At 72.4% G+C, this 20,287-nt stretch carries 19 protein-coding genes; 12 read left to right on the forward strand and 7 right to left on the reverse strand.

The window, feature by feature from the left end; translation table 11 throughout:
- Positions 1-16: 16 nt before the first annotated feature.
- The 3 genes from bioB to bioD all read left to right on the forward strand — a co-directional run bounded on the left by bioB (position 17) and on the right by bioD (position 3,596).
- Positions 17-1,303, forward strand: a complete 1,287-nt coding sequence (gene bioB, locus MTQ01_RS18530; RefSeq protein ID WP_247491749.1) for a biotin synthase BioB — start codon at positions 17-19, stop codon at positions 1,301-1,303.
- Positions 1,296-2,618 (forward strand): adenosylmethionine--8-amino-7-oxononanoate transaminase, encoded by a 1,323-nt coding sequence (locus MTQ01_RS18535; RefSeq protein WP_247491750.1) that lies wholly within the window; start codon positions 1,296-1,298, stop codon positions 2,616-2,618. The genes bioB and MTQ01_RS18535 overlap by 8 nt, the downstream gene beginning before the upstream one ends.
- A gap of 240 nt (positions 2,619-2,858) precedes the next feature.
- A complete protein-coding gene (gene bioD, locus MTQ01_RS18540; protein ID WP_282613871.1) occupies positions 2,859-3,596 on the forward strand; it encodes a dethiobiotin synthase in 738 nt (245 codons plus the stop codon).
- An 88-nt stretch (positions 3,597-3,684) separates the two neighbouring features.
- Here bioD and MTQ01_RS18545 read toward each other — a convergent pair whose 3' ends face one another.
- Both MTQ01_RS18545 and MTQ01_RS18550 read right to left on the reverse strand, forming a co-directional pair.
- Positions 3,685-4,065 (reverse strand): fic family toxin-antitoxin system, toxin component, encoded by a 381-nt coding sequence (locus tag MTQ01_RS18545; protein WP_247491752.1) that lies wholly within the window; start codon positions 4,063-4,065, stop codon positions 3,685-3,687.
- Entirely contained in the window at positions 4,062-4,295 is a 234-nt protein-coding gene (locus MTQ01_RS18550) for an antitoxin (protein ID WP_247491753.1), read from the reverse strand. Before MTQ01_RS18550 ends, MTQ01_RS18545 begins: the two co-directional genes overlap by 4 nt.
- A 235-nt stretch (positions 4,296-4,530) precedes the next feature.
- Here MTQ01_RS18550 and MTQ01_RS18555 point away from each other — a divergent pair, with 235 nt between their 5' ends.
- The 8 genes from MTQ01_RS18555 (at position 4,531) to MTQ01_RS18590 (ending at position 12,745) form a co-directional block, all read left to right on the forward strand.
- Complete coding sequence (locus MTQ01_RS18555) at positions 4,531-5,418, forward strand: TIGR03621 family F420-dependent LLM class oxidoreductase (protein WP_247491754.1); 888 nt, start codon at positions 4,531-4,533, stop codon at positions 5,416-5,418.
- Between the two features lie 186 nt (positions 5,419-5,604).
- Positions 5,605-6,009, forward strand: coding sequence for a GNAT family N-acetyltransferase (locus tag MTQ01_RS18560; RefSeq protein WP_247491967.1), 405 nt, complete (start codon positions 5,605-5,607; stop codon positions 6,007-6,009).
- A 209-nt stretch (positions 6,010-6,218) separates the two neighbouring features.
- Positions 6,219-7,562, forward strand: a complete 1,344-nt coding sequence (locus MTQ01_RS18565; protein WP_247491755.1) for a hemolysin family protein — start codon at positions 6,219-6,221, stop codon at positions 7,560-7,562.
- Positions 7,559-8,578: a hemolysin family protein gene (locus MTQ01_RS18570; RefSeq protein ID WP_247491756.1), complete on the forward strand. Its 1,020-nt coding sequence runs from the start codon at positions 7,559-7,561 to the stop codon at positions 8,576-8,578. Before MTQ01_RS18565 ends, MTQ01_RS18570 begins: the two co-directional genes overlap by 4 nt.
- Positions 8,579-8,697: 119 nt before the next feature.
- The gene (locus MTQ01_RS18575; protein WP_247491757.1) at positions 8,698-9,483 is read left to right on the forward strand and encodes an SGNH/GDSL hydrolase family protein; all 786 of its coding nucleotides are present in this window, start codon (positions 8,698-8,700) and stop codon (positions 9,481-9,483) included.
- Between the two features lie 11 nt (positions 9,484-9,494).
- On the forward strand, positions 9,495-10,925 hold the full coding sequence (gene purB, locus MTQ01_RS18580; RefSeq protein WP_247491758.1) for an adenylosuccinate lyase: 1,431 nt from the start codon (positions 9,495-9,497) through the stop codon (positions 10,923-10,925).
- A gap of 59 nt (positions 10,926-10,984) precedes the next feature.
- Positions 10,985-11,521: a G/U mismatch-specific DNA glycosylase gene (mug, locus tag MTQ01_RS18585; protein WP_247491760.1), complete on the forward strand. Its 537-nt coding sequence runs from the start codon at positions 10,985-10,987 to the stop codon at positions 11,519-11,521.
- Positions 11,522-11,599: 78 nt separating this feature from the next.
- Positions 11,600-12,745 carry an ROK family transcriptional regulator gene (locus tag MTQ01_RS18590; RefSeq protein ID WP_247491761.1) on the forward strand — a complete coding sequence of 382 codons (1,146 nt, stop codon included), beginning with the start codon at positions 11,600-11,602 and terminating at the stop codon, positions 12,743-12,745.
- 94 nt (positions 12,746-12,839) lie between these two features.
- Here MTQ01_RS18590 and MTQ01_RS18595 read toward each other — a convergent pair whose 3' ends face one another.
- A complete protein-coding gene (locus MTQ01_RS18595; protein ID WP_247491763.1) occupies positions 12,840-13,556 on the reverse strand; it encodes a GntR family transcriptional regulator in 717 nt (238 codons plus the stop codon).
- Positions 13,557-13,757: 201 nt separating this feature from the next.
- On the opposite strand from MTQ01_RS18595, the gene MTQ01_RS18600 reads away from it, so the two are divergent.
- Positions 13,758-14,507, forward strand: a complete 750-nt coding sequence (locus tag MTQ01_RS18600; protein WP_247491764.1) for an SDR family oxidoreductase — start codon at positions 13,758-13,760, stop codon at positions 14,505-14,507.
- An 18-nt stretch (positions 14,508-14,525) separates the two neighbouring features.
- Here the strand turns inward: MTQ01_RS18600 and MTQ01_RS18605 are convergent, their stop codons facing one another.
- The 4 genes from MTQ01_RS18605 to dctA form a co-directional block, all read right to left on the reverse strand.
- On the reverse strand, positions 14,526-15,440 hold the full coding sequence (locus MTQ01_RS18605) for an RNA polymerase sigma-70 factor (RefSeq protein WP_247491765.1): 915 nt from the start codon (positions 15,438-15,440) through the stop codon (positions 14,526-14,528).
- Positions 15,441-15,630: 190 nt separating this feature from the next.
- Complete coding sequence (locus MTQ01_RS18610; RefSeq protein WP_247491766.1) at positions 15,631-17,268, reverse strand: AMP-binding protein; 1,638 nt, start codon at positions 17,266-17,268, stop codon at positions 15,631-15,633.
- Between the two features lie 122 nt (positions 17,269-17,390).
- Entirely contained in the window at positions 17,391-18,398 is a 1,008-nt protein-coding gene (locus MTQ01_RS18615; RefSeq protein ID WP_247491767.1) for a DUF5954 family protein, read from the reverse strand.
- Between the two features lie 296 nt (positions 18,399-18,694).
- Positions 18,695-20,182, reverse strand: a complete 1,488-nt coding sequence (dctA, locus tag MTQ01_RS18620; protein WP_247491768.1) for a C4-dicarboxylate transporter DctA — start codon at positions 20,180-20,182, stop codon at positions 18,695-18,697.
- Positions 20,183-20,287: the final 105 nt, after the last annotated feature.

Here is a 20,287-nt window from a genome sequence, read left to right on the forward strand (position 1 = left end):
GGTGAGGATCAGCGGCATGGACCTGTTGAACACGCTGGTGGACAAGGGGCTGCGGCGCGAACTGCCGACGCGCGACGAAGCGCTCGCAGTTCTGGCGACCTCCGAGGACGAACTGCTCGACGTGGTGGCCGCGGCCGGACGGGTGCGCCGCCACTGGTTCGGGCGGCGGGTGAAGCTCAACTACCTCGTCAACCTGAAGTCGGGGCTCTGCCCGGAGGACTGCTCGTACTGCTCACAGCGGCTGGGCTCCCGGGCGGAGATCCTCAAGTACACCTGGATCAAGGCGGAGGAGGCCACCGAGGCGGCGCGCGCGGGGGTGGCCGGGGGCGCCAAGCGGGTCTGCCTCGTCGCCAGCGGACGCGGGCCGACCGACCGCGACGTGGACCGGGTCTCCAGGACGATCTCGGCGATCAAGGAGGAGAACGCGGACGTCGAGGTCTGCGCCTGCCTGGGGCTGCTGACCGACGGTCAGGCCGAACGGCTGCGGGAGGCGGGGGCGGACGCCTACAACCACAACCTCAACACCTCCGAGGCCACCTACGGCGACATCTGCACCACGCACGACTACGCGGACCGGGTCTCCACGGTGCGGCAGGCGCAGGCGGCGGGGATGTCGGCGTGCTCGGGGCTGATCGCCGGCATGGGCGAGAGCGACGCCGACCTGGTGGACGTGGTGTTCGCGCTGCGCGAGCTGGACCCCGACTCGGTGCCGGTGAACTTCCTGATCCCCTTCGAGGGCACGCCGTTGGAAGCCGAGTGGAATCTGACGCCCTCGCGTGCGCTGCGCATTCTCGCGATGGTGCGCTTCGTCTGCCCGGACGTGGAGGTGCGTCTGGCCGGCGGCCGGGAGGTGCAGCTGCGGAGCATGCAGCCGCTCGCGCTGCACCTGGCCAACTCCGTCTTCCTCGGCGACTACCTGACCAGTGAGGGGCAGGAGGGCAAGGCGGACCTGGAGATGATCGCGGACGCCGGCTTCGAGGTGGAGGGCTCCGACACGGGCACGCTGCCCACCCACCGCGCGGACGCGCTGGCCGCGGCGGGTGGCTGCGGACCGCTGACCGGCGGCGGTTGCGGCTCCCACGAGGAGGGGCAGGGCTGCGGCCCGTGCGGCAGCGCTCCCGCCACTGGCACGGACGCGGACGCGGCGACCGGCGACACGGCCCCAACAGCCGCCGCTCCGGGACGCGGCGAGCGTACGGGCGCGGGGGCCGGCGCCGACGCGCAGCCAGCCGCCGGGGCGCGTGCGGACCTGGTGTCGGTGCGACGTCGCGGGGCGGGTACGGAGCTGCCGCCCAATGCCTGACCCCCGCTCCGCCCGACTGCCGCTGTCCACCGGGGAGTTGCTGGAGCTCGACCGCCGCCATGTGTGGCATCCCTACGGCCCGATGCCGGGCCGGCAGGAGCCGCTGGTGGTGGAGTCGGCCTCCGGCGTACGGCTGCGGCTGGCCGAACCCGTGCACGGCCGGCGGGAGCTGGTGGACGGCATGTCCTCCTGGTGGTCGGCGGTGCACGGCTACAACCACCCGGTGCTCAACGAGGCGGTGCGCGGGCAGCTGGAGCGGATGAGCCATGTGATGTTCGGCGGGCTCACCCACGAGCCGGCGGTACGGCTGGCGAAGCAGCTGGTGGACCTCTCGCCGGCCGGGCTGGAGCACGTCTTTCTCGCCGACTCCGGTTCGGTGTCGGTCGAGGTGGCCGTCAAGATGTGCCTGCAGTACTGGCGTTCGCGCGGCCGGCCGGAGAAACGGCGGCTCATGACCTGGCGCGGCGGCTACCACGGAGACACCTGGCAGCCGATGTCGGTCTGCGACCCGGACGGCGGGATGCACCATCTGTGGGCGGGGTCCCTGCCCCGCCAGGTCTTCGCCCCCAGGCCGCCGGACGGTTTCGAGGAGCCCGTCGACGAGGCGTACGCGGACCGGGTGCGGGAGCTGGTGGCGCGGCACGCGGACGAGTTGGCGGCGGTCGTCGTCGAGCCGGTGGTGCAGGGCGCGGGCGGTATGCGGTTCCACTCCCCCGGCTATCTGAGGGTGCTGCGGGAGGCGTGCGACGCCAGTGGAGTGCTGCTGGTGCTGGACGAGATCGCGACCGGCTTCGGACGCACCGGGCGGATGTTCGCCGCCGATCACGCGGACGTCGCCCCCGATGTGCTCTGCGTCGGCAAGGCGCTGACCGGCGGCTATCTGACGATGGCGGCGACGCTGTGCACCACCCGGGTCGCGGAGGGGATCTCCGGGGGCGAGGTGCCGGTGCTGGCCCACGGCCCGACCTTCATGGGCAATCCGCTGGCCGCCGCGGTCGCCGGCGCCTCGCTGGACGTGCTGCTCGGCCAGGACTGGGCCGCGGAGGTCGGCCGTATCGAGGCAGGTCTGCGCGCGGGGCTGGAGCCGGCGCGACAGCTGCCGGGAGTGCGTGGGGTACGGGTGCTGGGCGCCATCGGCGTGGTGGAACTCGACCACGAGGTGGACGTGGCGGCGGCGACGCGTGCGGCGGTCGGCCGGGGCGTGTGGCTGCGGCCGTTCCGCGACACGGTGTACACGATGCCGCCGTACGTGACCGGGGACGAGGACGTCGCCGCGATCGCCGGGGCGGTAGTCGCCGCGGCCGCGGCGGGGTGAGCCGTGGACGAACACAGTGGGCTCGGCGTGCCCGGCGCGGACCGCGAGCGCAGCGGACGCCGCGGGCACAGCGGTCCGGGCGCAGTGGGCGACCGCGACAGCGCCGGCGGTCGTGGCAGCCCCGTCCCGCAGGACGGTCGGCACGACGATCGGTGTGGCGCTGCGCGCGGCGGTCCGCGGTCCGCCGGGACCGTGGGCGGTGCGCCGGCGGCGGGTGAACCGGGCGCCGGACGCCGGACGTTGGTGGTCACCGGAACGGGCACCGGAGTCGGCAAGACAGTGGTAACCGCGGCCCTGGCCGCCGCCGCAGCGGCACAGGGCCACACGGTCGCGGTGCTCAAGCCGGCTCAGACCGGGGTGTGCGCGGACGAGCCCGGAGACGTCGCCGAGGTGGTGCGGCTGACCCGGGGCACTGCGCACGGCGTGGAGTTGGCGCGTTTCCCCGACCCCCTGGCGCCGGCCACCGCGGCGCGCCGCGCCGGGCTGCCACCGGTGGGTCCCGAACAGGCGGCGCACGCCGCACGGGAGTTGGCGCGCACCCACGATCTGGTGCTGGTGGAGGGCGCGGGCGGACTGCTGGTGCACCTGGACGACCGCGGCGGCACGGTGGCCGATGTCGCCGGGCTGCTCGGCGCCCCCGTACTCGTGGTGGCGGCGGCGGGCCTGGGCACGCTCAACGCGACGGCGCTGACCGCCGAGGCGCTGCGGGCCCGCGGCCTGGAGTGTGCCGGGGTGGTGGTCGGAAGCCTGCCCGAGAGCCCCGGTCTGGCGGAGCGGTGCAACCTCACCGATCTGCCCACGGTCTGCGGGGCGCCGCTGCGTGGCGTACTGCCGCAGGGCGCGGCGGAGATGGAGGACTTCTCGGGGCGCGCGCCGGGCTGGTTGGCGCCGCAGCTGTACGGGAGTTGGCACGCCCCGTACGCACCGCGCGCCGCGTACGACGAGCCAGTCTCCGCGGGCGGCGTGCGGCCGGCGTGACCCTCGGGGAGCCTGCCGCACGCGCCCTCGACAGGCCGCACGCCCGTGCGACGGACGCCACGGACGGCGCACACCGCGCGGGCCGCGGTCAGGGGTGGCCGGCGATCCAGCTCCGGAGTTCGGCGGTGATGACCGGCAGTTCGGCGGCGTCCTGCTTGACCAGCTTGGCCAGGTCGCGCACCTGCTCCGGGGAGGTGGTCACCCTGAGGCCGCTGGCGACGAGGTATCCGTAGGCCACGGCGGTCGCGAACATCGCGTTGGAACGCTCCAACGCCGGGATGTGCAGGAGTTGTTGGAGGAGGGCTGCGGCGCGCTCGACGGGGTCGCGGTAGACCGGCTGGTCGAAGACGGCCGCCTGGTGGCGGCTGACGGCGGCGATCAGGGCACCGTAGTCGGTGATCCTCGGATCGCCGGGTGTCCGTCCCTCGGCCACCATCAGCAGCCAGGCGAGGTCTATGCGCAGCGTCACCCGTGCTGTCGCCCCTCGCCCGCGCTGCCGAGCTCGTCGGCGAACACCGACTCGTACTGCTTCATGAAGTCGGCGGCGGAGTCGACGAAGGTCTGCCCGGCCTCGCCGGCCTCGCGTAGCACCAGCTCTTCGATGTAGCGATTGACGCTCACACCGCGCTGGAGTGCGCGCTCGCGTGCGGTGTCGGCGGTGGATTCCTCCACGCGGACGTTCAGCTGTGTCTTCGCCATGACTCGATGCTAGCGCCGAACCGCTATCACGGGCAATGCCCGCCTCCGCGGCCCCGCACACCCGCGCACCCGCGCCGCGAGCCGGCAGGCGGCCGAGGCCGGGCAGAGGGTACGGGCGCGTTCACTCGCGGCGGACCGTGCACGGGTGTACGAGTGTCCGTTCGGGAACAGGACACCGTCGTGGGGAGCTGTCCCTCACGACGCCCGTGCCCCGACTGACTGCGGAGTTGAACCGATGACCACACCCTTCCGCTTCGGCATCAACATGCTCGCGCCTCCGGACCGGGCGGCGTGGGCCGCGCAGTGCCGTACGGCGGAGTCGATCGGGTTCGACGTCCTGCTGGTGCCGGACCATCTGGGGATGCCCGCGCCGTTCCCCTCGCTCGTGGCGGCGGCCGAGGCGACGGAGCGGCCAAGGGTGGGCACCTTCGTCCTCAACGCCGGTCTGTGGAACCCCGCCCTGCTGGCGCGCGAGGTGGCGACCACCGACCGACTGACCGGCGGTCGCCTGGAGTTGGGGCTCGGCGCGGGCTATGTGAAGGCGGAGCACGACGAGGCCGGACTGCCGTTCGGCACCCCCGGCGAGCGGGTGGACGCCCTCACCCACCTGGTGACGGAGCTGGAGCGGCTGCTGGACGATCCCGACCATGCGCCGGCGCCCGTGCAGTCCCCGTTGCCGCTGCTGCTCGGCGGCAACGGGGACCGGCTGCTCCGGCTCGCCGCACGGCACGCCCGGACCGCGGCCTTCACCGCCGCGCGCCAGGTGCCGGGAGCCGCGCCCGGCACGCTCGGGCTGATCGCCCCGCAGGCCCTGGCCGAACGCCTCGCCGTCTACCGCGGGTTCGAGGCCGGCAGGAGCCAGCCGGCAGAGCTCAACCTGCTGGTGCAGAAGGTCGAGATCACCGGCGACCGGCGCGCGGCGGCCGAACGGCTGGCGGAGCTGGGACCTGGGCTGAGCGTGGACCAGTTGCTGGACCACCCCGGGCTGCTCCTCGGCACCGCCGCGCAGATCGCCGAGCAGCTGCGGGCCCACCGGGAGCGCTTCGGGTTCTCCTACTTCACCGTTCTCAGCCCCGACATGAGGGCGTTCGCCCCGGTCGTCGAGGAGCTCGCCGGGCACTGAGACGGGTGCGAGGCGCATCAACTCGCTCGACAGGGGCGGGCCGACGGTGCTGGGATCGGCGGTATGCACAGCGCACGCCGCACCGCCTCCGGCCTCCCCCAAGGACCCGGCCCCGCCGAACCGGCCGCTGCGGCGGGCCCGCCCGATCCCGGCCTGGCGGCCCGTACGCCCCCGGCAGAGGTCCGGGTGCGCCCCGCCCGGGCCGACGAGGCGGCGCAAATCCTCGCCTTCTGGCGCCGCGCGGCCGAGGGCGTGAGCATCAGCGACGACGAGGACGGTGTGCTGCGGCTGATCACTCGCGATCCGCAGGCGCTGTTGCTCGCGGAGTCGGAGGGCGAGCTGGCGGGGACGGTCATCGCGGGTTTCGACGGCTGGCGCTGTCATCTGTACAGATTGGCCGCCGCTCCCGAGCTGCGGCGCAGGGGCGTCTCCTCGGCGCTGCTGGCGGCGGCCGAGGAGCGGTTCGCCGCCCTCGGGGGCAGGCGCGGCGACGCGATGGTGCTCGACCGCAACGAGGGAGCGCACCGTGCCTGGCACTCGGCCGGTTACCGGCGGGAGCCGCAGTGGTCGCGCTGGGTCAAGCCGTTGTGACGCGCACCGTTCGCACCTCCTCCCACCGGCGGCGCATCGGACAGCTCCCGTACTCTGGTGCCGTATCACTCCTGCGGATCATGTGAAAGGGGTCGGCGTCCGTCCATGGACGAGCTTCCCAGTCCCGGTAACCCGCTTCCTCCCGCACCTCTCCCCCGTGCGGCCACCGCTCTGCCCCCGCTGAGCGCCGAGCCGAGGGGGGTGGCACGGTGACCGAGATGCTGCTGCTGGCTGTCGCCCTGCTGCTGACGCTGGCGTGCGGACTGTTCGTGGCGGCCGAGTTCTCGCTGACCACCGTCGAGCGCAGCGTGTTGGAGAAGGCCGCCGCCGAGCACGAGGCCGGCGCGGAGAGCGCGCTGAAGGCCGTGCGTTCACTGACCTTCCAGCTCTCGGCCGCGCAGCTGGGCATCACGGTCACCGGGCTGCTGATCGGCATGCTGGCCGAGCCCTCCATCGCCGCGCTGCTGTCGGGTCCGCTGCGTTCGATCGGCCTGCCGGCCGCTGTCGCGTCCTCCACCGCTCTGGTGCTGGGCGTCGTCATCGCAACGATGGTGCTGATGGTGATCGGCGAACTGGTGCCGAAGAACTGGGCCATCTCGCAGCCGCTGCCGGTGGCGCGGCGGATCGCCACTCCGCACCGTGCTTTCGCGACGGCCTTCCGCCCGCTGATCCGGCATCTGAACAACACGGCCAACCGCACGGTCCGGGCCGCCGGTGTGGAGCCGACTGAGGAGCTGGCGTCGGCGCGTTCGCCGCAGGAACTGGTGGCGCTCGCCCGGCACTCGGCCAAGGAGGGCGCGCTGGAGGCGGACTCCGCGGAGCTGTTCGTGCGCACCCTGCACCTGGCGGAGCTGACCGCGGAGAACGTGATGACTCCGCGGGTGCAGGTCACCGCGCTGGAGGTGCAGGCGAAGGCTGAGGATGTCGCGAACGCCACCCGCGCCACCGGTCTCTCCCGCTTCCCGGTGTTCCGGGAGAGCCTGGACACGGTGGTGGGGGTCGTGCACATCAAGGACGTGCTCGCCGTCCCGGCCGAGCTGCGCGCCCGGCAGCCGATCACCGAGCTGCTGCGCGAGCCGCTGCTGGTGCCGGAGTCGCTGACCGTGGACCGGTTGCTGGATCGGCTGACCGAGGCCCGCAGTCTCGCGGTGGTCATCGACGAGTACGGCGGCACGGCGGGTGTGGTCACGCTGGAGGACATCGTCGAGGAGGTCGTCGGCGAGGTGCGGGACGAGCACGACCCGCAGGAGACCCCCGATCTGGCGCCGCTGGGCGCCGACCCGCAGGGGCAGGAGCGCTACGACGCGGACGGCGCGGCCCGCACCGACCAGTTGGAGACCATCGGACTGCGCGCGCCGGACGGCCCGTACGAGACGTTGGCGGGTCTGGTGGCGACGGAGCTTGGCCGCATTCCGCGGGTCGGGGACGAGATCGTGGTGGCCGGTTGGCGGCTGTCGGTGACCGACGCGACCGGTCGGCGGGCGGCGCGGGTGCGGCTGGTGGCGCCGGTTGCCGAGGACGGGCCGGAGTCGGCCGGGGAGGTCGGGGCATGACGTTCGTGCAGTTGTTCCTCGGTGTGCTGATGATCGTGCTGGGCGGGTTGTTCGTCGGCGCGGAGTTCGCGTTGATCTCGGTGCGCAGGAGCCAGATCGAGCCGCGGGTGGAGGAGGGCGAGCGGGGGGCGCGGAGCACCCTGTGGGGCCTGGAGCACCTGTCCGCGGTGATGGCGACGGCGCAGTTGGGCATCACCCTGACCACTCTGGTGCTCGGCGGTGTCGCCGAGCCGGCGATCGAGCATCTGTTGGAGCCGGCGTTCCACGCGATGGGTGTGGGCGGGGCGCTGGGCCACACGATCTCCTTCGTGGTGGCGCTGTCGCTGGCGACGTATCTGCACATGCTCTTCGGCGAGATGGTGCCGAAGAACATCGCGCTGGCGGAGCCGGTGCGCACCGCGCTGGTGCTGGGGCCGCCGCTGGTGGCACTGACGCGGGCGCTGCGTCCGGTGGTCTTCACCGTCAACGCCTTTGCGAACGCGCTGCTGAAGCTGTTGCGGGTGGAGCCGAAGAACGAGGTGGAGGCGACGTTCTCGGACGACGAGCTGGCGCGGATGGTCTCGGACTCCCGCGCCGCCGGCCTGCTGGACGAGCGGGCCACCGAGCGTCTGCGGGACGCGCTGGAGCTCGGTCGCCGTCCGGTGGCGGAGGTGGTGCGGCCCAGTGCGCGGGTGGTGGCGGCACGGCTGGGCGTCACTCCGGAGCAGTTGGAGCGGCTCTCGGCGAGCTCGGGCTTCTCCCGGTTCCCGGTGGTCGACGGCACCGGGCGCGCGGTGGGCTATCTGCACGTGAAGGACGCGCTGGAGTCGGAGAACCGGCAGCAGCCGTTCCCGGTGGGGGCGCTGCGTCCGATCGCGCGGGTGCGGGCGCAGACGCCGCTGGACGACGTACTGGGCGCGATGCGCGGCAGCGGTACGCATCTGGCCGCCGTGGTCGGTCAGGACGGACAGCCGGCGGGTCTGGTGACGATGGAGGACGTGCTGCGCGAGCTGGTCGGCCACACCCCTCCGGGGTAGCGGGCCGGGGCCGGGCTTGTGGATGCTGCCTGGCTTGTCCGTGCTTCGGGGCGTGTGCGTGCTGGGAGCGGGACCGCGGAAACCGGTTGACCGAGGCAATTGGTTAGCATGGCCGGGCCATGGAGAAGACACCTGAAATCCGCAGTTTCGTCGCTCTCGGTGACTCCTTCACCGAGGGCATGTCCGATCACGCGCCGATCGGCGACGGTTACCGGGGCTGGGCGGATCTGCTCGCCGCCCGGCTCGCCGACCGCACCGAGGGAATGCGCTACGCGAACCTCGCGGTGCGCGGCAAGCTGATCGGTCAGATCGTCGAGGACCAGGTGGCGCCGGCAGCGGCGATGAACGCCGACCTGGTGACGCTGGTCGGCGGGCTCAACGACGTGCTGCGCCCGAGCTGCGACATGGCGCGGGTGTGCGGTCTACTGGAGGAGGCGGTCGCCACTCTCGCGCCGACCTGCGGGCAGCTGGTGCTGATGCGCAGCCCGGGCCGCCAGGGCCCGGTGCTGGAGCGCTACCGGCCGCGCATGGAGGAGCTGTTCGACTTCATCGACGGTCTCGCCGTCGAGCACGGGGCGCTGGTGGTGGACCTGTACGCCGCCGGCGCGCTCAGCGATCCGCGGCTGTGGTACGAGGACCGGCTTCATCTGACGACCGAGGGGCACCGGCGGGTGGCCGAGGCGGTGTGGGAGCGGCTGGGGCATCCGGCGGAGTTCGACTGGCGGCAGCCGGTCCCCGACGAGCCGGCGGCCGGTTGGGGCGCACGGCGCCGGGCGGACGCGCAGTTCGCCCGCCAGTATCTGCTGCCCTGGGTGGGGCGGCGGCTCACCGGGCGTTCCTCGGGTGACGGGCGGGGGCCCAAGCGGCCCGACCTCGCGCCCGTGGCCTGCGAGGACACCCCGTAGAATCCCCAGTCGTGACTGACAAGCCGCGTATCCCGAACGTCCTGGCCAACCGCTACGCCTCCGCCGATCTGGCCCAGTTGTGGTCTCCCGAGCACAAGGTGCGCCTGGAGCGCCGACTGTGGGTCGCGGTGCTGCGGGCCCAGCAGGACCTGGGTGTGGAGGTGCCCGAGTCGGCCATCGCGGACTACGAGCGGGTGCTGGACAGTGTGGATCTCGCCTCGATCGCCGAGCGCGAGCGGGTCACCCGGCACGATGTGAAGGCCCGGATCGAGGAGTTCAACGCGCTCGCGGGCCACGAGCAGGTCCACAAGGGAATGACCTCGCGGGATCTGACCGAGAACGTCGAGCAGTTGCAGATCCGGCTCTCGCTGGAGCTGGTGCGCGACCGCACGGTCGCGCTGCTGGCACGCCTGGGGTCGCTGGCCGGTGAGCACGCGGCGCTGGTGATGGCGGGCCGTTCGCACAATGTCGCGGCGCAGGCGACGACTCTCGGCAAGCGTTTCGCCTCCGCCTCGGACGAGCTGCTGGTGGCGTACGAGCGGGTGGAGGAGCTGCTGGCGCGCTATCCGCTGCGCGGCATCAAGGGCCCGGTGGGCACCGCGCAGGACATGCTGGATCTGCTGGGCGGCGACGAGGAGCGGCTGGCCGAGCTGGAGCAGCGGGTCGCCGCGCATCTGGGCTTCGGCCGGTCCTTCACCTCGGTGGGTCAGGTCTACCCGCGGTCGCTGGACTACGACGTGGTGACCTCGCTGGTGCAGCTTGCCGCCGCGCCCTCCTCGCTGGCCCGGACGATCCGGCTGATGGCCGGGCAGGAGCTGGTGACGGAAGGCTTCAAGGAGGGCCAGGTCGGCTCGTCGGCGATGCCGCACAAGATGAACACCCGTTCCTGCGAGCGGGTCAACGGCTTCGCGGTGATCCTGCGCGGCTACGCCTCGATGGTCGGCGAGCTCGCCGGCGACCAGTGGAACGAGGGCGATGTGTCGTGTTCGGTGGTGCGCCGGGTGGCGCTGCCGGACGCGTTCTTCGCACTGGACGGCCTGCTGGAGACGTTCCTGACGGTGCTGGAGGAGTTCGGCGCCTTCCCCGCGGTGGTGGAGCGGGAGCTCGACCGCTATCTGCCGTTCCTGGCGACCACCAAGGTGCTGATGGCCGCGGTGCGGGCAGGGGTGGGCCGGGAGACGGCGCACGAGGTGATCAAGGAGCACGCGGTGGCCTCCGCGCTGGCGCTGCGCGCGGGTGCGGAGCGCAACGAGCTGCTGGACCGGCTCGCCGACGACGAGCGGATCCCGCTGGACCGCGCGCAGTTGACGGAGCTGCTCGCGGACCGGCTGGCGTTCACCGGCGCCGCGGCCGGCCAGGTGGTGCAGGTTCTGACCCGGATCGAGGAGATCACCGCGCGGCACCCGCGTGCCGCGGCGTACCGCCCGGGGGCGATTCTCTGAGCCCGCGCGGGGCCGGAGGGGAGCGGACCGCCGGCGGCGCGGCGCGGGCGGACAGTGCGGTGCAGGCCGGCGGCGAGGTCCCGGACGTGCTCGGCGAGGGGTTGCGGGTGCTGTTCTGCGGCATCAATCCGGGGCTGCTGTCGGCGGCGACCGGCCACCACTTCGCCCGTCCCGGCAATCGCTTCTGGCCGGTGCTGCACCGCGCCGGCTTCACCGATCGGCAACTGGAGCCCGCACAGCAGTGGGAGTTGCCCTCGTACGGCGTCGGCATCACCAATGTGGTCGCCAGGCCCAGTGCCAAGGCCTCGGAGCTCTCTGCGGACGAGCTGCGAGCGGGCGGCGAGCGGCTGGTGGCGACCGTCGGGCGGTGCGCGCCGCGATGGCTCGCGGTCGCGGGCATCGGCGCGTACCGGACTGCCTTCGGGGAGCGCGGGGCGCGGGTGGGGCCGCAGGAGCGGACGATCGGCGCCACCGGCGTGTGGGTGTTGCCCAACCCCAGTGGCCTGAACGCCAGTTGGACCATCGAGGCTCTGGTGGCGGCGTACGGGCGGCTGGCGGCCGTCGCGCTGGGCGACCGCTCGGACGACAGCGGGTGACACTTCTTCCGGCTCTCGCTCCCTCCGCCCGTAGCGGATACGATCCCGCAACACGTGTGCAGGTCAGGAGGCGGAAAGTTGGGGAGGCTCACCGGCGGGGATCCCTCGCTGTTGCGGCGCATCAACGCCACGGTCGTCCTGCGGGCGCTGCGGTCGGCCACCGACGCGTTGACGCTGACGGAGCTGGTGCGCGGCACCGGGCTCTCGCGTCCCACGGTCGAGGGCATCATGGAGGGTCTGCAGGTGGCGGGCCTGGCCGCGGAGTGTGCCGACGCGCCCGGTGAGCTGCGTCGGCAGGGTCGTCCGGCCCGCAGGTACCGCTTCCGCGCGGAGGCGGGGCATCTGTTGGGCATCGAGATCGGCCCGCACCGGGTCTCGGCGGTGCTCTCCGACCTCGCCGGGGCGCGGCTGGACCGTGCGGAGCGGCCGGTCTCCGAACAGGCGGACGCCGAGGAGCGGTTGGAGCTTGCCGCGGCCAACGCGCTGGAGCTGGTGAGCAGTTGCGCCGTGGCCCGCTCGACGCTGCGGGCGGTGGGCGTGGGCACCCCCGGGATCGTGCGGGCGGACGGCAGCATGCGGCTCAGCACCGCGCTGCCGGGGTGGACGGGGCTTCCGCTCGGCGAGCGGCTGAGGCGGACGTTCCGCTGCCCGGTTCTGGTGGAGAACGACGCCAACGCCGCGGTGGTGGCCGAGCGTTGGCAGGGGGTGGCGGCCGGTTGCACCGATGTGGTGATGGTGATGGCCGGGCTGAGTCCGGGCGCGGGCTCGCTCATCGGCGGGCGGCTGCACCGCGGCTTCGGCGGCGCGGCGGGTGAGATCGGGGCGCTGCATCTGCTCGGCCGCGAGGCGTTCCCCGAGCGGCTGCTGTCGACGACGGGCGAGCCGCTGCATCCGCTGGACGAGGCAGCGGTGGCCGAGGTGTTCGCGCTGGCGCGCTCGGGGGACGAACGGGCCGAGCAGGCGGTGGAACGATTCATCCACCGCCTGGTGCACGATGTGGCGGCGCTGGTACTGGCGCTGGACCCGGAGCTGGTCGTCGTGGGCGGGTGGGCGGCGGGGCTGGACGGCCTGCTGGATCCGCTGCGGACCGAGCTGGAGCGCTACTGTCTGCGTCCGCCGCGGGTGGCGCTGTCGGAGCTGGGCGAGGACGCGGTGGCTGTGGGGGCGCTCAGGCTGGCGCTCGATCTCGTGGAGGAGCAGCTGTTCGTGGTGGAGTCCACCTAGGGCCTGGAGTCCGCGAGGAGTACGACTTCGGCCGCCCACCGCGTGTGCGGTGGGCGGCCGAAGGCAGGTCGCTCGGGCGGCCGGTGACGAGCGGTCAGCCGGCGAGCAGCCGCATCGCGCCGGAGTCGCCGAAGGTCAGACGGCAGGTGTCGGCCCGGTAGGTGGCGACGGCGACCGCCGCGGTGCCCTGCTCCGTGAGGTAGCGGGTGGTGACGACCAGGACGGGTGCGCCCGGCAGCCGGTCGAGCAGCCGTGCGTCCTCGGCCTTGGCGGAGCCCAGCTCCACGGTGCGCTCCTGGCCCTTGAGGTCGCGGCGGTGCAGGGTGGCGAGGATCGCCTCCGCCTCCTGCCCCGCGGGCAGGTCGCGGGTGGGCACGTAGACCAGCTCGGTGGCGACGGACTGGCTGTGTGCGGCGCGGGTGCGGCGTACGGCGTGGACGGGCTCTGCGGTCGCGAGGCCGAGCAGCTGCGCGATCTGGGCGGGCGCGGCGGGGCAGGACGCGCTCTCCGTCTGCCAGGCGTCCCCCGGCTCTCCGGGCCAGCGGTCCGGGGCGGGCGAGACGTCGACGCCCACGCGCGGCGGCGAGACGGTGGTGCCCACGCCTCTGCGGCGCTGCAGTCTGCCTTCGAGCTCCAACTGCTCCAGCGCCTGGCGCAGGGTCGCGCGGGCGACGCCGTAACGCGCGGCGAGATCACGCTCGTTGGGCAGGATCTGGCCGACCGCGAACTCGGTGTCCAGCGCCTCGCTCAGCGCTGTCTTCAGATGCCAGTACTTGGGCTCGGGAAGTGCCTCCAGCTGTGTGGTCGCCACCTGTGCCTCCGCTGTCGCTGTCGCCGCCGCGATATGTGAGCTTGTTTCTTAAAGGTTGTTGCGTATGCCTAGGACGATAGGTCGGGCTGTCAACTTGGTCAAGACCAATTCCCTTCCTCCCAACGGCCGATGGGGCGCCGCGGTGTAGCGTCGCTGCGTCGACGGGGCCGGCGCGGCCCCGCTTGCTGAGGAGGTTCAGGGATGACGCGGCAGGTCACGGTGGTCACCGGTGGCAGCAGGGGAATCGGCGCGGCGATCGCCGTCCGGCTCGGTCACGAAGGTCACGATCTGGTCATCGGGTACGAGCGCGATGAATCCGCCGCCGAGAGCACGGTCGCGCGGGTACGGGAACTCGGCCGTCGCGCGTACGCCTTCCGGGTCGACACGGGGTCCGAGGAGGAGGTCGAGTCGTTCTTCGACCGGGCCGTGGAGGCGCTCGGCGCGCCCACCGGGTTCGTCAACAACGCGGGGATCACCGGGCCGTTGGGCGCTTTCACCACGACGCCCGCGTCCACCATGCGGCGTGTGGTGGAGGTCAATGTGCTCGGTGCCCTCTACTGCGCCCGGCGGGCGGCGCGGGAGATGTCGCGCGAGTGCGGCGGGCAGGGCGGCGCGATGGTCAACATCTCCTCGGCGGCGGCCACGGTCGGCAGTCCCGACGAGTACGTCCACTACGCCGCGAGCAAGGCGGCGGTCGACGCACTGACGGTGGGTCTGGCCAAGGAGCTCGCGCCGCAGGGAGTGCGGGTCAACTCGGTGCAGCCGGGCATGATCCTCACCGACATCCACGCCGCGATGGGGGACGCGCAGCGACCTTGGCGCAAGAGCGACCGGGTGCCGATGGGGCGGCCCGGTGAGGCCCAGGAGGTCGCGGGGGCGGTTGCGTGGCTGCTCTCGCCGGACGCCTCGTACACCAGTGGCGCGGTGCTGCGAGTGGCCGGAGGTCTGTGAGCGCGGCTCGGCGCCGGCTCAACTCCACCGCTGCAGCTGGACGTTGATGGGGCCGACCTTCTCGGGGTTCGTCCACAGGTAGAGGCGCTGGATCAGACCGTCGGCGACCTCGATCTGCGCGGCCTGCCGCACCCGGCCATCCACCAGGAAGACGACCGCGGTGGCGCAGTTGAACTCGACGAGGCGCACCTCGCCGTTGCCGACAGCCTGCTGCGCCACGGCGGCGATGAACCGGCCGACCTTGTCCGCGGTCTCGATGATGCGGCGCGGGGCCTTGGCGTTGCCACCGCCGTCGCCGACCAGGCTCACGTCGGGGGCGAGCAGGGCGAGCAGCGCCTGCAGGTCCCCGCCGGCGGCCGCGCTCAGGAAGCGCTCGGTGAGGTCGCGGCGCTCCTGCGGATCGACGGTGTAGCGCGGGGTGCCGGATTCGACGTGTCGACGAGCCCGGGCGCCCAGCTGCCGGACTGCCGGCTCGCCGCGCTCCAGGATGCGGGCGATCTCGGCGTAGGGGTAGCCGAACGCCTCGCGGAGCACGAACACCGCGCGCTCCAGCGGGGAGAGCGACTCCAGCACGACCAGCATCGCCATCGACACGGACTCGGCGGACAGCAGGCGCTCGGCGGAGTCCTGGACGGTCGGCCCGGAATCGGTCACCAGCGGCTCGGGCAGCCAGGGGCCGACGTAGCTCTCTCTGCGGGTCTGTGCCTGGCGGAGCCGGTCCAGCGCGAGCCGGGTGGTGATCCGCACCAAGTACGCGCGCGGCTCGGCAACGTCCCCGCGGTCGGCGGAGGCCCACCGCAGCCACGCGTCCTGGACGGTGTCCTCGGCGTCCACGATCCGGCCGAGCATCCGGTAGGCGACCGCGGTGAGCACCGCGCGATGCTCCTCGAACTCGCGGGTCAGCCCGTCGGTGGAGTGCAGGTCGGTCGCCATCGGGCCATCTCACCGCAAGGGCGGACGGCCTGTCCACCGCGTCCGCCCCGAACGTCCGCAGAACACTGCCGGGGCGTGCCGCCAGGTGACCGCCGTGCGCGCGCAGCGGGCGGGCGGGGTGCACGGGCACGGGACGGGCGACGGCTGCGAGACGGTCGCGGCTGCGGCGGTCGCGGCGGTCGCGGGCCTGTCAGGCGGGCGGCGGGCGCAGACCCAGCAGCCGGACCGCCTCCGCCCGCATCTCCACCTTGCGCACCTTGCCGGTGACGGTCATCGGGAAGTCCTCGACCAGGTGCACGTACCTGGGGATCTTGTGCCGGGCGAGGCTTCCGTCGCAGAAGGCGCGCACCGCCTCACTGTTCAGTGGCGGTGCGCCCTCGCGCATCCGCAGCCAGGCCATCAGCTCCTCGCCGTACTTCTCGTCCGGCACTCCGACGACCTGGGCGTCGACGACGTCGGGGTGGGTGATCAGGAACTCCTCGATCTCACGGGGGTAGAGGTTCTCGCCGCCCCTGATCACCATGTCCTTGATGCGGCCGGTGATGCTCGCGTACCCGTCGTCGTCCATCACCGCCAGGTCGCCGGTGTGCATCCAGCCGTCCGCGTCGACGGCCTCCGCGGTCATCCCGGGCTGGTCCCAGTAGCCGAGCATCACCGAGTAGCCGCGGGTGCAGAACTCGCCGGGCACTCCTCGCGGCACCACCGCGCCGGTCTCCGGGTCGACGATCCGGACCTCGATGTGCGGGCCGGGCCGGCCGACGGTGGCCACCCGGCGTTCCAGGCTGTCGTCGGTGCGGGTCTGCATGGAGACGGGCGAGGTCTCGGTCATGCCGTAGCAGATGGAGATCTCCTCGACTCCCATGCGGGAGATGACCTGTCGCATGGTCTCCACTGGGCAGGTGGAGCCCGCCATGATGCCTGTCCGCAGGCTGCTCAGATCGTGGTCGTCGAAGTCGGGCGCGGCGAGCATGGCGATGAACATCGTCGGTACGCCGTAAAGAGAGGTGCAGCGCTCGGCGGCGACCGCGGCGAGGGTCGCCGCCGGGTCGAAGGCGGGGGCCGGGATCACCAGCGCCGCACCGTGGGAGGTGGCGGCCAGGTTTCCCATGACCATGCCGAAGCAGTGGTAGAAGGGCACCGGGACGGCGATCCGGTCGCGTTCGGTGTAGTGCAGCAACTCCCCCACGAAGAAACCGTTGTTGAGGATGTTGCGGTGGGAGAGGGTGGCGCCCTTGGGGAACCCCGTGGTGCCGGAGGTGTACTGGATGTTGACGGGGTCGTCCGGGTGCAGCTGCCGGCCGATGTCGGCCAGTACGGCGGGGTCGGTGGAGCGGCCGGACTCCAGCAGCGTCTCCCAGGACTCCTCACCGATGAGGACGACGTCGAGCAGGTCGGGGCACTTGGGCGCCGCCTGCGCGAGCATCGCCGCGTAGTCGGAGGTCTTGAAGGCGGGCGTCGCGATCACGGTGCGCGTCCCGGACTGCCGCAGCACATGGACGAGTTCGTGGGTGCGGTAGGCGGGGTTGACGGTGACCAGTACGGCGCCGAGGCGGGCGCAGGCGTACTGGGCGAAGACCCACTCGGCGCAGTTGGGCGCCCAGACCGCCACCCGGTCGCCGGGGCGCACGCCGTCCGCCCACAGGCCGAGCGCCACGGCGTCGACCTCCGTGAGGAACTCGCGGTAGGTCCAGCGGCGGCCGGTGGCGCGCTCGACGAGCGCGTCGCGTGTTCCGTGCGCGCCTACGGTCGCCAGGAGGTCCGCGCCGATGGTGTGTTCCCGCAGCGGGGTCGTGGTGGGGCCGGCTTCCTGGCTCGGGCGTGTGCTCACGCTGTCTCCCTGCCTCGCACGTACGCGGCCCGCCCCGCACCCGCGGGGCCGGCACTCGGGGTGAGTACGGCAGAGGCTAACCAGCCGGAGCGCCGGGAGACAGCCCTTTGTCCCCCCGAGGGTCACTCCCCGGTCAGGAGGGCTCCGGACTCGTCGGGCCCGGGGTGCATCTTCATCGGCTCCTGCATCTCGTGGTCGCTGGGGCGCGGCGGTTCGGGACCGTCGGGCCCGCAGCGCACCATGCGCTCGATGCGGCACAGCCGCAGCAGTCTGCCCTCGACCGTCAGCTCGTTGGCGGTTCCGGCCTCGCGGAAGCTCTGCGCCGCTCGCCCGTAGCGGGCCGCGCGCTGCTCGTCGAAACCGTGGATGAGGGGCCAGGTGCGCGCCATCATCCCGTACAGCAGCCGTCTGGCGTCGTGGGGCGTGGGCATCAGCGGGCCGTGCGGACTCCAGCCGCTCTCCTCGCGTTCGATCACCCCGAAGCCGACGGGGAGCTGCGCGATGTCGGGGTGGGTCGTGACCGCCTGCTCGGAGTGGCGGCGCACCTCGGCGGGGAAGCGCGAACCGGTGTAGGCGAAGACGCGCAGCCCCAGGCGGGTGGCGTGTGCGTGCGACGCGCTGTCTGCGGCGTCGGGACGCAGTGTGAAGCCGGGGTCGGCGGAGAGGGTGTCGCGCCGATCCTCCCAGGAGGGATCGTCCGGTTCGCGGTCGGTGGGCCGTGGCGGCTCCAGCCCGTCGGGGCCGAAGCGGGCCCACTCGTCGGCCCGCACCACGCGGTAGCGGCAGCCCAGCACTTCGAGCTCGTTGACGGGCTGGTGCTCCAGTACGGCCACGGCGGCCAGGAGTTCGCGGCGCACGGCGGGGTCGCGGGCGTCGTCCCGGGCGCGGAACCAGAGCAGGGAGTTGAGCGCGTCCCTGGACTGTTGCGGTGTCCCGTCCATCACCGGGGTCTCCAGCCGCCAGTGCGGGCCGGCTGCCGGGTCGAGCACGGCGAGGCCGAAGACCGGTCCGCGCACCGCGAGTCGGGGGTGGGTGGGGGGTTCTGTCTCGACGACGAGCTCGGCCCGGACGCCGCCGCGGGTCGGATTCGTCCGCACGGGGCCCGACTGTCGCCTCCAGTCATCAACCATGTTCATATTGTGACGCGCCTGTGGGGTTGTGGAGGTGCTGATGCACGAAGTCGTCGGCCCGCGCGGCTGCTTGGCCCGGTCCGCCACACGGCGCCGCGGGAGCGCGCCGCCGACGGGTGTCGTCCTCCCTCGGACGCGGCGGCCGGGGCTCGCGTCGCCCGAGGCCGCGCACGGAGATTCCCGGGGCCGGGCGCCGGGCGCCCGCGCCGAGCGGTGTGCTCGACGCGGGCGCTGGGGTGGGACGCTGATGGCGGTGCGGCGGACGTCGGCCGATGACCGACGGGACGCGCGAGCCGTCAGCGGGAGGTGCCGGCCGGACCGTCGCCGGAGTTCGACTCGCCGGCCGCGGCGGCGGCGACCACCGGCTCGGCGTCCGAACGCCGGGCGTCGGTCGACTCGCTCTCGCCGGTCGCGGAGTTCTCGCCCTTCTCCAGGGACGGCGCGGACTCCTCCTTCATCCACTCGTCGACGTCCACCGTCGTGGGGTTGTCGAGCACGTAGCTGAGTCGTTCGCGGTCCAGGTCGCCGGTCCAGCGGGCGATGACCAGGGTTCCCAGCCCGTTGCCGGTGAGGTTGGTCAGCGCGCGGCCCTCGCTCATGAAGCGGTCGATGCCGACGATCAGCGCGATGCCCGCCACCGGGATGACCGAGTCGAAGGCGGTCAGCGAGGCCGCCAGCGTGACCAGTCCGGCCCCGGAGACGCCCGCGGCGCCGTTGGAGGAGATCAGCATGAACAGCAGCAGACCGATCTGGGTGGCGATCGGTACGTCGATGCCGAAGGCCTGCGCGATGAAGAGCGCACCCATCGACATGTAGATGGCGGTGCCGTCCAGGTTGAAGGAGTACCCGGTCGGGATCGTCATGCCGACGACGTGCTTGGGCGTTCCCGCCGCCTCCATCTTTCCGATCATCCGCGGCAGCACCGTCTCGGAGGAGGAGGTGCCGAGGACGATGAGCAGTTCGTCCTTGATGTAGCGGATGTACTTCAGGAGGTTGAAGCCGGCCGCGTAACAGATCGGACCGAGCACCAGGAAGATGAACAGCAGGCAGGTCAGCCAGAAGGAGAGCATGAAGGAGGCGAGCGAGCCGAGGATGGAGCTGCCGTGCTCACCGATGGTGAAGGCGATTCCGCCCATGGCGCCGAGCGGGGCGACCCACATCACGAGCTTGATCACACCGAACATGATCTTCGCGAAGGTGTCCAGGGCGCGGACCACCGGCTCGGCCTTGCGACCGATCATGGTGATGGCACAGGCCACCAGGATCGCCAGCAGCAGCACCTGGAGGAGCTTGCCGTCGACGAAGGCGCTGGCGAACGACTCGGGCACCAGGTCGAGGACGAATCCGGTGAGGCCGCCCTGGTCGGTCTCGCCCGCGGACTTGATGGTGTCGTCGGCCGCAGAGGTGTCGAACTTGGCGATGTCGTAGCCCAGTCCGCTGCCGGGCTGGATCACGTTGACGACGACCAGGCCGATGGCGAGGGCGAAGACGGTGGTGATGTTGAAGTAGAGCACTGTGCGCAGAGCGAGTCCGCCGGCCTTGGCGAGGTTGCCCATTCCGGCGATGCCCACCACCACGGTGGCGAAGATGGTCGGCGCGATCACGACCTTGACGAGCTTGATGAAGAGGTCGGCCAACCACTTCATCTCGGCCCCGACGCCGGGCGCCAGGAGACCGATGGCGATACCGACGCTGATGCCGAGCAACACCCAGAAGTACAGGTGCTGGTATATCCGCTTCTTCTTTGGTGCAGCCGCAGTGTCCGCTGCTGTCTCCTGCGTCATGGGCGTCCCATCCCTGTGACTGTTATGGTCGAGATCACAGCACGTTGAGGGTTGAGGGTGCGTCGCGGCAACGAATCCGGGTAAATCTTGAGGTTGATCTGACAT

The organism is Streptomyces sp. XM4193 (assembly GCF_023072595.1).
In the GTDB taxonomy this organism is placed as follows: domain Bacteria; phylum Actinomycetota; class Actinomycetes; order Streptomycetales; family Streptomycetaceae; genus Streptomyces.

Coding starts and splice junctions, on each gene's coding strand:
- bioB (WP_247491749.1), top strand. CDS start 17: ATGGACCTGTTGAACACGCTGGTGGACAAGGGGCTGCGGCGCGAACTG.
- MTQ01_RS18535 (WP_247491750.1), top strand. CDS start 1,296: ATGCCTGACCCCCGCTCCGCCCGACTGCCGCTGTCCACCGGGGAGTTG.
- MTQ01_RS18550 (WP_247491753.1), bottom strand. CDS start 4,295: ATGGCGAAGACACAGCTGAACGTCCGCGTGGAGGAATCCACCGCCGAC.
- MTQ01_RS18555 (WP_247491754.1), top strand. CDS start 4,531: ATGACCACACCCTTCCGCTTCGGCATCAACATGCTCGCGCCTCCGGAC.
- MTQ01_RS18570 (WP_247491756.1), top strand. CDS start 7,559: ATGACGTTCGTGCAGTTGTTCCTCGGTGTGCTGATGATCGTGCTGGGC.
- MTQ01_RS18575 (WP_247491757.1), top strand. CDS start 8,698: ATGGAGAAGACACCTGAAATCCGCAGTTTCGTCGCTCTCGGTGACTCC.
- MTQ01_RS18600 (WP_247491764.1), top strand. CDS start 13,758: ATGACGCGGCAGGTCACGGTGGTCACCGGTGGCAGCAGGGGAATCGGC.
- MTQ01_RS18605 (WP_247491765.1), bottom strand. CDS start 15,440: ATGGCGACCGACCTGCACTCCACCGACGGGCTGACCCGCGAGTTCGAG.
- MTQ01_RS18615 (WP_247491767.1), bottom strand. CDS start 18,398: ATGGTTGATGACTGGAGGCGACAGTCGGGCCCCGTGCGGACGAATCCG.
- dctA (WP_247491768.1), bottom strand. CDS start 20,182: ATGACGCAGGAGACAGCAGCGGACACTGCGGCTGCACCAAAGAAGAAG.